Here is a 13,322-nt window from a genome sequence, read left to right on the forward strand (position 1 = left end):
GAGGGTACAGCGAGGCAGATTTCCGTTACAATCTGTCCGGAAAAGGCGCGCATCCCGATAACGGTGCGCGTCCTAGTAGCCAACGGTAGGAGATATCATGAAAGTAGCAAAAGACTTGGTGGTCAGCCTGGCTTACCAAGTACGTACAGAAGACGGTGTTTTGGTTGATGAGTCTCCGGTGAGCGCACCGCTGGACTATCTGCACGGGCATGGTTCTCTGATCGCAGGTCTGGAAAAAGCACTCGAAGGCCACGACGTTGGCGATCGTTTTGACGTTCACGTCGGCGCGAACGACGCGTACGGCAACTACGACGAAAACCTGGTGCAGCGCGTACCGAAAGACGTCTTCATGGGCGTTGACGAACTGCAGGTCGGCATGCGTTTTCTGGCTGACACCGATCAGGGCCCGGTACCGGTTGAAATCACCGAAGTTGACGGTGACCACGTCGTGGTTGACGGCAACCACATGCTGGCCGGCCAAAACCTGAACTTCAACGTGGAAGTTGTCGCGATCCGCGAAGCGACCGCAGAAGAGCTGGCGCACGGTCACGTACACGGCGAGCACGACCATCACCACGAGCACGGTGAAGGTTGCTGCGGCGGTCACGGCCACAGCCACGATCACGACCATGGTCACGACCACGGTAAAGGCGGTTGCGGTAACGGTGGTTGCGGCTGCCACTAAGCAGAACGCAATCCCGAGACAAGAGGGCGGCCATTGGCTGCCCTTTTTTATGCGCGGCGCACCAGGCGCCGAACGGCACAACAGGACATGCCATGGCCACCATGAAAGACGTTGCGCGCCGCGCCGGCGTTTCCACGGCCACCGTCAGCCGGGTGATCAATAATACCGCCTACGTTGAACCGGTGACCCGCGAACGCGTCGAGAAAGCGATGCGCGAGTTCAATTACCACCGCAACGCCGCCGCGCTGGCACTGGCGAAAAGAAGCGGCAATATGCTGGGGTTGCTGACCGGCAACCTCGACGATCCGTTTTTCTCGCGCCTGGCGCGGGGCGTGGAAGACATCACGCGGCAGGCTGGCGTGCGTTTGATGTTGTGCAGCGGCGGGCATCAGGCCGAACTGGAAAAAAGCGGCCTCGACTTTCTCATCAATCAGGGATGCGAAGCCATTGTGGCGCACGTCACGCGCATGGGAGAAGAGGAGCTGCTGCGCTACGCCGCCCACACGCCCGCGCTGGTGCTGGTCAATCGCTACCTGCCGGCCATCGCCAATCGTTGTATTTGGCTCGACAATGCCAAGGCGGCACAGGCGGCGACCGAGCTACTCATTCGCCAGGGGCATCGGAGAATCGCCTGCGTGACGGCGGATTTGCCGATCGACGACCGCGCACAGCGGTTAGCGGGTTACCGCAAGGCCATGGCCGCCGCTGGTATTGAGGTGCCCGGAGCCTGGATCATCAGCGTGCCCTTCAACGAGAAAGGGGGCGAGTTGGCGGCCGAGCGCGTGCTGGCCAGCGACCCACGCTTCACCGCCGCAGTGACGTTCAACGACGTGATGGCCGCCGGCATGATGCGCACCTGCCATCAACGGCACATTCAGTTGCCCGAGGCGCTGTCGATCGTTGGCTTTGACGACATTGCCCTGGCGAAATATCTCCACCCTTCGCTGACCACTGTGCATTACCCCATCGAGAAAATGGCCCGACGCGCCGCGCGCCTCGCGCTGCAGATCCACAGCGGCAGCGACGTCGCGCCGCAGAACAACCGCTTTTCGGCCGAGCTTATCCTGCGAGACTCTGTCACCGATGGCGAGCCGCATGAGCAAAGCAAGCGCGGCGAATGAGAGACCAGTCACACAATGTGAGCGCATGAAATCGATTACATGGCCGGTTGCCTGCGCTCACATCCTCCGATTATCGAAGCCATTACGCTGTTGCAGTACCCCATCTTCAACAGGAGCCGTATATGGATAATAAGAAAACGCTCAACCTTGGGTTGGCGACGCTGCCGATTGTGGCCATGCTGTTGCTGCTCATCATCGGCTATGGCCAGTTTGGCCTGCGCATTGAACCGCTTCTGCTGGTTTCCGCCGCCATCACCGCCGCGCTGGCCTGGTGGCAAGGTTACCGCTGGGACGACATCATCGAGGCCATCGTGGCCAAGCTGGCGAAGGCCATGCCGGTGATCATGATCCTGATCTGCGTAGGTGGCCTGATCGGCACCTGGATGATCAGCGGTACAATCCCTTACATGGTGTATTGGGGGCTGAAGCTGATCAGTCCGCAATATATTCTGATTGCCGCGTTCTTCATCACCAGCGTGATCTCGGTGTGCACCGGCACCTCGTGGGGGGCAGCCGGCACCGTGGGCGTGGCGCTGATGGGCGTGGCCGCCGGTTTAGACGTGCCGCTGGCCGCCGCGGCTGGGGCGGTGGTGTCCGGCGCCTACTTCGGCGACAAAATTTCGCCGTTGTCCGATTCGACGAACTTCGCGGCTATCGTTGCGGATACCGATCTCTACAGCCATATCCAGCATCTGATGTACACGACGTTGCCGAGCTTCATCCTGGCCGCCGTGGTGTACCTGATCGCCGGCCACACCGGCGCGGTGGGCAGCGTGGCAACGCCGGAAAAAGTGACCGAAATCGTCAGTGCGCTTGAGGGGCTGTACCATTTCAACCTGCTGTTGATCCTGCCACCGGTGCTGGTGCTGTGGGGCGCAGTGACCAAACGGCCGGTGATCCCTGTCATGCTGGCCGCCTGCGCGCTGGCGATCGCCATCGGCGTCGCGCTGCAGGGTTTTAGCCTGCAACAGGGGCTGAATGCGTTGATGGACGGTTTCAATCTGTCGATGTTCGCCAGCCAGGGTCATAACGTCGAAGGGATCGTCGCCGATGTGCCGCGCCTGCTGAACCGCGGCGGCATGTTCTCGATGATGAGTACGATCCTGCTGGTGTTCTGCGCCTTTTCCTTCGCCGGCGCCCTGACGCTGACCGGCGCCCTGACGGTGATCATCAGCCGGCTGCTGCACGTGGTGCACACCACCGGCCAACTGATCGCCGCCACCGTTGCCACCACGATCCTGGTGACCGGCGCGACCAGCGACGGCAAGCTGGCGCTGCTGATCCCAGCGGAGCTGTTCAAAGGGGCCTATCGGCGCATGGGGCTGGACAACAAAAACCTGTCGCGCACCGTCGAGGATGCGGGCACCGTTATCGAGCCGCTGATCCCGTGGACGGCCGCCGGTATTTACATGGCGACCACGCTGGGGGTCAGCACGCTCGATCTGCTGCCGTGGGCGATCCAATGTTATGCCGCGGTGGTGTTCGCCCTGATTTATGGGTTCACCGGCTTCGGTATCGCCAAACTTCAACCTCAGAACGATTTGCAGCGTAAGGAAGCCTGACATGACGAGTCATTTCAACGCCATCATCGATCGCCACAACACCAGCTCCGTGAAGTGGGACTTCATCGACCGCTATCTGCAACTGGATGGCAGCGAACTGTTGCCGATGTGGGTGTCCGATTTCGATTTTCCATGTCCGCCAGAGGTGCAACAGGCGCTGCATCAGCGGGTGGACCACGGGGTCTTTGGCTACAGCGAACGTGACGACGCCTACTATCAGGCGGCGATCGACTGGTTCGCCAAACGGCACGACTTGCCGCTGCGGCGTGAGTGGTTTACGTCGATTGAGGGGGTGGTGCCCGGATTGGCGATGCTGATCCAACTGCTCAGCAAGCCGGGGGACGGTGTGGTGGTGCAGGGGCCGTATTATGGCTCGTTCGCCAAGATAGTCACCATGAATGGCAGAGAGGTGCTTGAGAATCCTCTGTTGAAAACTCCGCAGGGATATCGGATCGATTTCGACCAGTTGGCTGCCTGTCTGGCGCAGCGTAAACCGCCGCTGTTGTTGCTGTGCAATCCGCACAATCCGACAGGCCGTTGCTGGCGCCGCGATGAACTGGAGCGGCTCATGGCGCTTTGCCATACCCACGACGTTACGGTGATCTCCGATGAGATCTGGGCCGATCTGCTGCTGCCCGGCGAGACGTTTACGTCGGTGTTGCATCTGGACAAGAAATATCGCGAGCGAGCGATTGCGGCGACGTCCGCCAGCAAAACGTTCGGCCTTTCCTCGCTGCGCATTTCGAATTTCCTGATCCCCAACGCTCGGCTTCGGCAGGCGTTTGTCGATCGGCTGAATGCCCACGGGCTGGATGTGTTCAACGCGCTATCGATGACGGCGGCGACCGCGGCCTATCAACGGGGTGCTGTCTGGCTTGATGAGCTGCTCAGCTACCTGGCGGAGAATCGGCGTTGGTTTGAACGGGCGCTGGCGGCCGCCGCGCCCTGGTGCACGATGACCCAGGCAGAAGGGACCTATCTCGCCTGGCTGGATTGCCGTGCACTGGGTTTGAGCGATGCTGACTTACAGCAGGCGCTGGTGGCGGTGGCAAAGCTGGCTCCGTCGATGGGCAGCGGTTTCGGCCCGCAGGGGAGCGGTTTTATCCGCATCAACCTGGGGTGCCCGCGCCGGTATCTCGAGCGTGCCGTCGATGGGTTGGCACGCCTGAAATAACCGCGCAACGGACCCTCAATAGTGCGGCGGAGGGGTTTCTTCCGATTGCGAGGCGATCATTGAGGTTTGGGTCGAGCGCAGCTTGTCGGTCAACATGCGCAGGTGTTCGCGCATCTTCAGCATTTCCATTTGATGCTGGGTAACGGTCTGGTTGAGCTCTTCGATGGTGAGCTCTTGGAAAGCCTGACGGCTCTCCAGTTCTTCAAGCCGCTGTAGCAGGCGTTGAATGTCGGCGTTGTGCATGAGGCTACCTCTGACGCGATAAAATCCTGATTCGGCGCTATGGTAACAGCTGGCGCCGGGTTTGCTCGCGCTATTTCTTCAGACGGCGCGCAACGTTGCGATCGGCAGTGTAAAGTGCTGAAAAGTTGCGCGCCCGATACGCCGTTTTTTGCTAACCTCGCCGAATATTTTGCAAGAAAAATCTGATTTATCATACGAGTAGCACGCAGGGGGAAACTTCTCGGCAAAGTGGGAGTCACACTTTGACTCGATTGGTTACCTGTGCGACTGTTTTGTTTTGTTTCAGGCAGCTATAGTAGCCCGGTTATCTTACCTAATGATTGTTTGGGGCATTGCTTCAGACACTGGAGAAATGGATGAAATCTTTGTTTAAAGTCACGCTTCTGGCAACCACCATGGCTTTTGCTCTGAATGCGACCCAGGTCATGGCAGCCGATGCCGCCAAACCGGCAGAAGCCGCTAAACCAGCGGACGCGGCAGCAGCGCCAAGCACCGGCAAGTTCAAAAACGACGACGAGCAAGCGGCTTACGCACTGGGCGCCTCTCTCGGCCGTTACATGGACAACTCTCTGAAAGAGCAAGAGAAGCTGGGCATCAAGCTGGACAAAGATCAGCTGATCGCCGGCGTTCAGGACGCGTTCGCCAACAAGAGCAAGCTGAACGATGCCGACATCGAGAAGACCCTGCAGGGCTTCGAAGCGCGCGTGAAGGCTTCCGCTCAGGCGAAGATGGAGCAGGACGCCAAGGACAACGAAACCAAAGGCGCCAAGTATCGCGACAGCTTCGCTAAAGAAAAAGGCGTGAAGAAAACCGAATCCGGCCTGCTGTATCAGGTAGAGAAACCGGGCGCGGGTGAAGCGCCGAAAGACAGCGACACCGTGGTGGTGAACTACAAAGGCACCCTGACCGACGGCACCGAGTTTGATAACTCCTATACCCGCGGCGAGCCGCTGTCGTTCCGTCTGGACGGCGTGATCCCTGGCTGGACCGAAGGTCTGAAGCACATCAAGAAAGGCGGCAAAATCAAGCTGGTGATCCCGCCGGCCTTGGCCTACGGCAAAACCGGCGTTCCGGGCATCCCAGCTAACTCCACGCTGGTCTTCGACGTTGAGCTGCTGGACGTGAAAGCGGCGCCGAAAGCCGACGCTAAAGCCGAAAAACCGGCTGACGCGAAAGCCGATACCAAAGCGAAATAATCTCGTCGCTTTGTTTGCCACCGCCGCGGATGCCCTCCGCGGCGGTTTTCATTTTGGCCGCCGCCACCTCTCTCGCCATTGAACGCTTGACGCCTGCCGGGCATCGGGCTTAACGTCAATACCACGCGCAAACGCAAGGACTTTGCTCCGGCCGCTTTGCTAGACTAATAATTCTGACTTATCAGTCATGCGTCTGCCCCTTAGGGCGTGTACCTAAAATTGTTCCCGGCCGCCTCGCCCGCGGATGTCATCGTGCCGTTTTATGCGGCTCTCAGCCAGCCGCGCGGCGGCATGCCGACGACGGCAGCGATCCGGTCCGAGCGGTTTTAGCTGCGCCCCCTGGCACAGGCGATCTATGAGGGTGGTATCTTCGATGTCGAATTCGCTTTTATCCAGCGAAGCCAGCGAACTTGATTTGCTGAATGAACGTCCGTTTACTCAAACGGATCATGAAATCCTGAAATCCTATGAAGCGGTGGTCGACGGGCTGGCGATGTTGATCGGCGGCCACTGTGAGATCGTATTGCACGCGTTGGAAGACCTGAACAGCTCGGCGGTGCGCATCGCCAACGGGGAACACACCGGGCGCAAAATCGGCTCGCCGATCACCGACCTGGCGCTGCGCATGTTGCACGACATGGCCGGCGACGACAGCAGCGTGTCGAAAGCCTACTTTACCCGCGCCAAGAGCGGCGTGTTGATGAAATCGGTGACCATTGCCATTCGCAATCGCGAGCAGCGGGTGATCGGCTTGCTGTGCATCAACATGAACCTCGACGTGCCGTTCTCGCAGATCATGCAGACTTTTATGCCGCCGGCCACGCAGGACGTGCCGTCGTCGGTGAATTTCGCCTCTTCCGTCGACGATCTGGTGGCGCAGACGCTGGAGTTCACCATCGAAGAGGTGAACGCCGACCGCTCGGTGTCCAATAACGCCAAGAATCGCCAGGTGGTGCTCAACCTCTATGAGAAAGGCATCTTCGATATCAAGGATGCGATCAATCAGGTGGCGGATCGCCTGAATATCTCCAAACACACCGTGTATCTGTACATCCGCCAGTTCAAGAGCGGCGATCTGTTGGGAAGCGACCGTTGATGCTCGATTATTGTCTGTTGGTCACCGGCCCGGCTTACGGCACTCAGCAGGCCAGCAGCGCCTATCAGTTCGCTCAGGCTTTGCTGGCGAAAGGGCACCGGCTTTCCAGCGTTTTTTTCTACCGTGAAGGGGTGTTGAACGCCAACCAGCTGACCGCGCCGGCCAGCGACGAGTTCGACCTGGTGCGCGGCTGGACGCAGCTGGCGCAACAACACGGCGTGGCGCTCAACGTCTGCGTTGCTGCCGCGCTGCGCCGTGGCATCACCGACGAGCAGGAGGCGGCGCAACAGGGGCTGGCAAGCGCCAACCTGCAGCCCGGCTTTACCCTGAGCGGGCTGGGTTCCCTGGCCGAAGCGTCGCTGAGTTGCGACCGTCTGGTGCAGTTCTGAGGATATGATGAAACGAGTCGCTTTTGTTTTCACCCACGGGCCGCACGGCGGTGCCGGCGGCAGGGAAGGGCTGGATGCGCTGCTTGCCACATCGGCGCTCAGTGAGGATTTGGGGGTGTTTTTTGTCGGCGATGGCGTATTGCAGCTGTTGCCGGGCCAGCAACCGGAAAAAATCTTGGCGCGCAATTACATCGCCACCTTCGGCGTGCTGCCGTTGTATGACGTGGAGCGCTGCTATCTATGCCAGGCTTCGCTGCAGGAGCGTGGGCTGAGTCAGGTGACCGATTGGGTGCTGGATGCCGAGGTGCTGGCGCCGGATGAATTGCGCCGCCAATTGGCCGGTTACGACGCCGTGATGACGTTTTAGGATCTTCTGATGCTGTATACCCTGAGCCATTCGCCAAACCAATGTGACTTACCTGCGCTGCTGCGCCTGGCGGCGGAGGGCGACGCGCTGTTGCTGCTACAGGACGGCGTGCTTGCAGGCCTTGCCGGCAGCGCTCATCTTGAATTGCTGCTCGCCGCCCCCATATCCCTTTATGCGCTGCAGGATGACCTGGAAGCCCGGGGATTGGTTGGTCATTTTTCGCACAAAATCACTGTCATCGGCTATAATCACTTCGTTGAATTAACCGAACAACACCGCAGCCAAATGGCCTGGTAATGAGAGTGATGTTGTATATTTCTTGACACCCATACTGGTCAGCCCTAAAATTCTGCGTCCTCGTACTCTGCCAATAGTGCATACGAGGGGATTTATCACATGTTTACGAAGCTAGTACGAAGCAAAAACCAGGAGCTTTTTTAATGGCAACAATTAACCAGCTGGTTCGCAAACCACGCTCTGTGAAGGCTGCTAAAAGCAACGTTCCAGCGCTGGAAGCCTGCCCGCAGAAACGTGGCGTATGCACCCGCGTATATACCACTACCCCGAAAAAACCAAACTCCGCACTGCGTAAAGTTTGCCGTGTGCGTTTGACTAACGGTTTCGAAGTGACTTCCTACATCGGTGGCGAAGGCCACAACCTGCAGGAACACTCCGTAATCCTGATCCGTGGCGGTCGTGTAAAAGACCTGCCAGGTGTGCGTTACCACACCGTCCGTGGTGCACTTGACTGCTCCGGTGTTAAAGACCGTAAGCAAGCTCGTTCCAAGTACGGCGTGAAGAAGCCAAAGGCTTAATGGTTCTCCGTTAAGTAAGGCCAAACGTTTTAACTTTAATGTCAAAATAAACTCGTAGAGTTTTGGACAATCCTGAATTAACAACGGAGTATTTCCATGCCACGTCGTCGCGTAATCGGCCAACGTAAAATCCTGCCAGATCCTAAGTTCGGATCTGAGCTGCTGGCCAAATTTGTAAATATCCTGATGGTAGACGGTAAAAAATCTACTGCAGAAGCAATCGTCTATACCGCGCTGGAGACCCTGGCTCAGCGTTCTGGTAAAGATCACCTGGAAGCTTTCGAAGTCGCTCTCGACAACGTTCGCCCGACTGTAGAAGTTAAGTCGCGTCGCGTTGGCGGTTCTACTTATCAGGTACCAGTTGAAGTCCGCCCGGTTCGTCGTAATGCTCTGGCAATGCGTTGGATCGTTGATGCTGCACGTAAACGCGGTGATAAATCCATGGCTCTGCGCCTGGCGAACGAGCTGTCTGACGCAGCAGAGAACAAAGGTTCTGCTGTTAAGAAGCGTGAAGACGTTCACCGTATGGCCGAAGCCAACAAGGCGTTCGCCCACTACCGCTGGTAATCACCTGGCTGTAGTCATGCTAACCAAGCGGGCGCGTCAAATCGGCCCGCTTGGGTTAACTGAACTTGAACGCCCTAGGAATAGAGGAATCAAATGGCTCGTACAACACCCATTGCACGCTACCGTAACATCGGTATCAGTGCTCACATCGACGCCGGTAAAACCACCACTACCGAACGTATTCTGTTCTACACCGGTGTAAACCACAAAATCGGTGAAGTTCATGACGGCGCTGCCACCATGGACTGGATGGAACAGGAGCAGGAGCGTGGTATTACCATCACTTCTGCAGCGACTACTGCTTTCTGGTCTGGTATGGCCAAGCAGTTCGAACCGCATCGCGTAAACATCATCGACACCCCAGGGCACGTTGACTTCACCATCGAAGTAGAACGTTCCATGCGTGTGCTGGATGGCGCGGTAATGGTTTACTGTGCTGTTGGTGGTGTTCAGCCACAGTCTGAAACCGTATGGCGTCAGGCTAACAAATACAAAGTGCCACGTATCGCGTTCGTTAACAAAATGGACCGTATGGGCGCTAACTTCCTGAAAGTTGTTGGCCAGATCAAATCTCGTCTGGGCGCTAACCCTGTTCCTCTGCAGCTGGCTATCGGCGCAGAAGACAAATTCACCGGCGTTATCGACCTGGTGAAAATGAAGGCGATCAACTGGAACGAAGAAGACGCAGGCGTAACCTTCGAATACGAAGACGTCCCGGCTGACATGATGGATCTGGCTGAAGAATGGCGCCAGAACCTGATCGAGTCCGCTGCGGAAGCTTCCGAAGAGCTGATGGAAAAATACCTGGGCGGCGAAGAGCTGACCGAGGAAGAAATCAAAGCAGCTCTGCGTCAGCGCGTACTGAACAACGAAATCATCCTGGTTACCTGTGGTTCTGCGTTTAAGAACAAGGGCGTGCAGGCGATGCTGGATGCGGTAATCGAATACCTGCCGGCACCAACTGACGTTCCTGCGATCAACGGTATCCTGGACGACGGTAAAGACACTCCGGCTGAGCGTCACGCAAGTGATGACGAGCCGTTCTCTGCGCTGGCGTTCAAAATCGCTACCGACCCGTTCGTAGGTAACTTGACCTTCTTCCGCGTGTACTCCGGCGTTGTTAACTCCGGCGACACCGTGCTGAACTCCGTTAAGTCTGCGCGCGAGCGTTTTGGCCGTATCGTTCAGATGCACGCCAACAAGCGTGAAGAGATCAAAGAAGTTCGCGCAGGCGACATCGCCGCTGCGATCGGTCTGAAAGACGTGACCACCGGGGACACCCTGTGTGATCCAGACTCTCCAATCATCCTGGAGCGTATGGAATTCCCTGAGCCGGTAATCTCTATCGCCGTTGAACCGAAAACCAAAGCTGACCAAGAAAAAATGGGTCTGGCTCTGGGCCGTCTGGCTAAAGAAGACCCGTCGTTCCGCGTATGGACTGACGAAGAGTCTAACCAGACCATCATCGCCGGTATGGGTGAACTGCACCTCGACATCATCGTTGACCGCATGAAGCGTGAATTCAACGTTGAAGCTAACGTGGGCAAACCTCAGGTAGCTTACCGCGAAGCGATTCGCGCGAAGATTACCGACGTTGAAGGTAAGCACGCCAAGCAGTCTGGTGGTCGCGGTCAGTACGGTCACGTTGTGATCGACATGTACCCACTGGAGCCGGGCTCTAACCCGAAAGGTTACGAGTTCGTCAACGACATCAAAGGTGGTGTAATTCCTGGCGAATACATCCCTGCCGTTGATAAAGGCATCCAGGAGCAGCTGAAGTCTGGTCCGTTGGCTGGTTACCCGGTAGTAGACATGGGTATTCGTCTGCACTTCGGTTCTTACCACGACGTTGACTCCTCTGAACTGGCGTTTAAACTGGCCGCGTCTATCGCCTTTAAAGAAGGCTTTAAGAAAGCGAAACCAGTTCTGCTTGAGCCTATCATGAAGGTTGAAGTTGAGACTCCAGAAGAGAACACCGGTGACGTTATCGGTGACTTGAGCCGTCGTCGCGGCATGCTGCGCGGTCAGGAATCTGAAGTGACTGGCGTTAAGATCCACGCTGAAGTACCGTTGTCCGAAATGTTCGGCTACGCAACTCAGCTGCGTTCTCTGACTAAAGGTCGCGCATCATACACCATGGAATTCCTGAAGTATGATGATGCACCGAACAACGTCGCTCAGGCCGTAATCGAAGCCCGTGGCAAATAAGCCGCAGGGTTAAAACCAAAGTCCCGTGCTCTCTCCAGAAGGGGAGAGCGCTATAGTAAGGAATATAGCCGTGTCTAAAGAAAAATTTGAACGTACAAAACCGCACGTTAACGTTGGTACTATCGGCCACGTTGACCACGGTAAAACTACCCTGACTGCAGCGATCACCACCGTTCTGGCTAAAACCTACGGCGGTTCTGCACGTGCTTTCGACCAGATCGATAACGCGCCAGAAGAAAAAGCTCGTGGTATCACTATCAACACCTCTCACGTTGAGTATGACACCCCGACTCGTCACTACGCGCACGTTGACTGCCCAGGGCACGCCGACTACGTGAAAAACATGATCACCGGTGCTGCTCAGATGGACGGCGCGATCCTGGTAGTAGCTGCGACTGACGGCCCAATGCCTCAGACTCGTGAGCACATCCTGCTGGGTCGTCAGGTTGGCGTTCCTTTCATCATCGTATTCATGAACAAATGCGACATGGTTGATGATGAAGAGCTGCTGGAACTGGTAGAAATGGAAGTTCGCGAACTGCTGTCCGCTTACGACTTCCCAGGCGACGACCTGCCAGTGATCCGCGGTTCCGCGCTGAAAGCGCTGGAAGGCGAAGCTGAGTGGGAAGCGAAAATCATCGAACTGGCCGAAGCCCTGGACAGCTACATCCCAGAGCCAGAGCGTGCTATCGACAAGCCGTTCCTGCTGCCAATCGAAGACGTATTCTCCATCTCCGGTCGTGGTACCGTTGTTACCGGTCGTGTTGAGCGCGGTATCATCAAAGTTGGCGAAGAAGTTGAAATCGTTGGTATCAAAGACACCGTTAAGTCTACCTGTACTGGCGTTGAAATGTTCCGCAAACTGCTGGACGAAGGCCGTGCTGGTGAGAACGTAGGTGTTCTGCTGCGTGGTATCAAACGTGAAGAAATCGAACGTGGTCAGGTACTGGCTAAACCAGGCTCCATCAAGCCACACACCCAGTTCGAATCTGAAGTGTACATCCTGAGCAAAGATGAAGGTGGTCGTCACACGCCATTCTTCAAAGGCTACCGTCCACAGTTCTACTTCCGTACTACTGACGTGACCGGTACCATCGAACTGCCAGAAGGCGTAGAGATGGTAATGCCAGGCGACAACGTGAACATGGTTGTAACCCTGATTCACCCAATTGCGATGGACGACGGTCTGCGTTTCGCAATCCGTGAAGGCGGCCGTACCGTTGGCGCAGGCGTTGTTGCTAAAGTTATCGCTTAATCGCTGATAAAGTTTGACGCGACACGCGGTAAAAGGGCATCATTTGATGCCCTTTTTCTACGCTGTGAACTAGAACCTATCTCATCAGCGATTTTGCAGTCATAATCATTGGTGAGATGGGCTCTTAAACCGTATTGACTGAATACGTCATGGCGTAAAACACCGGGATATTGCTATTGCGGTATCCGAACGGTTTGGTTTGCCTCGCAATGCGAGGCAAAGTTGTTTGTTCTGAATCATCATTGTGACAGGTTGGTTTATGAGTGCGAATACCGAGGCTCAAGGGAGCGGACGCGGCCTGGAAGCGGCAAAGTGGCTGATCGTCGCCGTTCTGTTGGTTGTGGCTATTGTCGGTAACTATTACTACCGTGATTTAAGCCTGCCATTGCGCGCGCTGGCAGTTGTGCTGATCATCGCCGTTGCAGGTGCAGTGGCTCTGATGACCACCAAAGGCAAAGCCACCGTTGCGTTTGCCCGCGAAGCGCGTACCGAAGTACGTAAAGTGATTTGGCCAACTCGTCAGGAAACGCTACACACCACGTTGATCGTTGCCGCGGTAACCGCCGTGATGTCACTGATTCTGTGGGGACTGGATGGTATTCTGGTCCGTCTGGTGTCGTTTATTACTGGCCTGAGGTTCTAAA

Annotated in this window: 15 protein-coding genes; 14 read left to right on the forward strand and 1 reads right to left on the reverse strand. The window is 56.7% G+C overall.

The window, feature by feature from the left end; all coding sequences use genetic code 11:
• Nucleotides 1-97: 97 nt before the first annotated feature.
• The 4 genes from slyD to QMZ29_RS11410 all read left to right on the forward strand — a co-directional run bounded on the left by slyD (nt 98) and on the right by QMZ29_RS11410 (nt 4,542).
• A complete protein-coding gene (gene slyD, locus QMZ29_RS11395; RefSeq protein ID WP_004930407.1) occupies nt 98-685 on the forward strand; it encodes a peptidylprolyl isomerase in 588 nt (195 codons plus the stop codon).
• Between the two features lie 92 nt (nt 686-777).
• Complete coding sequence (locus tag QMZ29_RS11400) at nt 778-1,806, forward strand: LacI family DNA-binding transcriptional regulator (protein WP_025304506.1); 1,029 nt, start codon at nt 778-780, stop codon at nt 1,804-1,806.
• Nucleotides 1,807-1,928: 122 nt separating this feature from the next.
• Nucleotides 1,929-3,368: a Na+/H+ antiporter NhaC gene (nhaC, locus tag QMZ29_RS11405; RefSeq protein WP_049206071.1), complete on the forward strand. Its 1,440-nt coding sequence runs from the start codon at nt 1,929-1,931 to the stop codon at nt 3,366-3,368.
• Between the two features lies 1 nt (nt 3,369).
• The gene (locus QMZ29_RS11410) at nt 3,370-4,542 is read left to right on the forward strand and encodes a MalY/PatB family protein (protein ID WP_025304504.1); all 1,173 of its coding nucleotides are present in this window, start codon (nt 3,370-3,372) and stop codon (nt 4,540-4,542) included.
• Nucleotides 4,543-4,557: 15 nt separating this feature from the next.
• Here QMZ29_RS11410 and QMZ29_RS11415 read toward each other — a convergent pair whose 3' ends face one another.
• Complete coding sequence (locus QMZ29_RS11415; protein WP_025304503.1) at nt 4,558-4,785, reverse strand: SlyX family protein; 228 nt, start codon at nt 4,783-4,785, stop codon at nt 4,558-4,560.
• A 356-nt stretch (nt 4,786-5,141) separates the two neighbouring features.
• Here QMZ29_RS11415 and fkpA point away from each other — a divergent pair, with 356 nt between their 5' ends.
• From fkpA to secE, 10 genes are all read left to right on the forward strand, one after another.
• The gene (fkpA, locus tag QMZ29_RS11420; RefSeq protein WP_025304502.1) at nt 5,142-5,981 is read left to right on the forward strand and encodes an FKBP-type peptidyl-prolyl cis-trans isomerase; all 840 of its coding nucleotides are present in this window, start codon (nt 5,142-5,144) and stop codon (nt 5,979-5,981) included.
• Nucleotides 5,982-6,354: 373 nt separating this feature from the next.
• Entirely contained in the window at nt 6,355-7,077 is a 723-nt protein-coding gene (locus QMZ29_RS11425) for a helix-turn-helix transcriptional regulator (RefSeq protein ID WP_004930418.1), read from the forward strand.
• Entirely contained in the window at nt 7,077-7,466 is a 390-nt protein-coding gene (gene tusD, locus QMZ29_RS11430; RefSeq protein ID WP_060435108.1) for a sulfurtransferase complex subunit TusD, read from the forward strand. Before QMZ29_RS11425 ends, tusD begins: the two co-directional genes overlap by 1 nt.
• 7 nt (nt 7,467-7,473) lie before the next feature.
• The gene (tusC, locus tag QMZ29_RS11435; RefSeq protein ID WP_025304500.1) at nt 7,474-7,833 is read left to right on the forward strand and encodes a sulfurtransferase complex subunit TusC; all 360 of its coding nucleotides are present in this window, start codon (nt 7,474-7,476) and stop codon (nt 7,831-7,833) included.
• Between the two features lie 9 nt (nt 7,834-7,842).
• Nucleotides 7,843-8,130: a sulfurtransferase complex subunit TusB gene (gene tusB, locus QMZ29_RS11440; RefSeq protein WP_025304499.1), complete on the forward strand. Its 288-nt coding sequence runs from the start codon at nt 7,843-7,845 to the stop codon at nt 8,128-8,130.
• Between the two features lie 143 nt (nt 8,131-8,273).
• Nucleotides 8,274-8,648, forward strand: coding sequence for a 30S ribosomal protein S12 (gene rpsL / locus QMZ29_RS11445; protein WP_004930426.1), 375 nt, complete (start codon nt 8,274-8,276; stop codon nt 8,646-8,648).
• Between the two features lie 96 nt (nt 8,649-8,744).
• Nucleotides 8,745-9,215 carry a 30S ribosomal protein S7 gene (rpsG, locus tag QMZ29_RS11450; RefSeq protein ID WP_004956203.1) on the forward strand — a complete coding sequence of 157 codons (471 nt, stop codon included), beginning with the start codon at nt 8,745-8,747 and terminating at the stop codon, nt 9,213-9,215.
• Between the two features lie 93 nt (nt 9,216-9,308).
• On the forward strand, nt 9,309-11,423 hold the full coding sequence (gene fusA / locus QMZ29_RS11455; RefSeq protein WP_025304497.1) for an elongation factor G: 2,115 nt from the start codon (nt 9,309-9,311) through the stop codon (nt 11,421-11,423).
• A gap of 70 nt (nt 11,424-11,493) precedes the next feature.
• Complete coding sequence (gene tuf, locus QMZ29_RS11460; RefSeq protein WP_015376315.1) at nt 11,494-12,678, forward strand: elongation factor Tu; 1,185 nt, start codon at nt 11,494-11,496, stop codon at nt 12,676-12,678.
• Between the two features lie 259 nt (nt 12,679-12,937).
• Nucleotides 12,938-13,321, forward strand: coding sequence for a preprotein translocase subunit SecE (gene secE / locus QMZ29_RS11465; protein ID WP_004929916.1), 384 nt, complete (start codon nt 12,938-12,940; stop codon nt 13,319-13,321).
• Nucleotide 13,322 lies beyond the last annotated feature (1 nt).

The sequence above is a fragment of the Serratia sp. PF-27 genome (assembly GCF_030053255.1).
In the GTDB taxonomy this organism is placed as follows: domain Bacteria; phylum Pseudomonadota; class Gammaproteobacteria; order Enterobacterales; family Enterobacteriaceae; genus Serratia; species Serratia bockelmannii.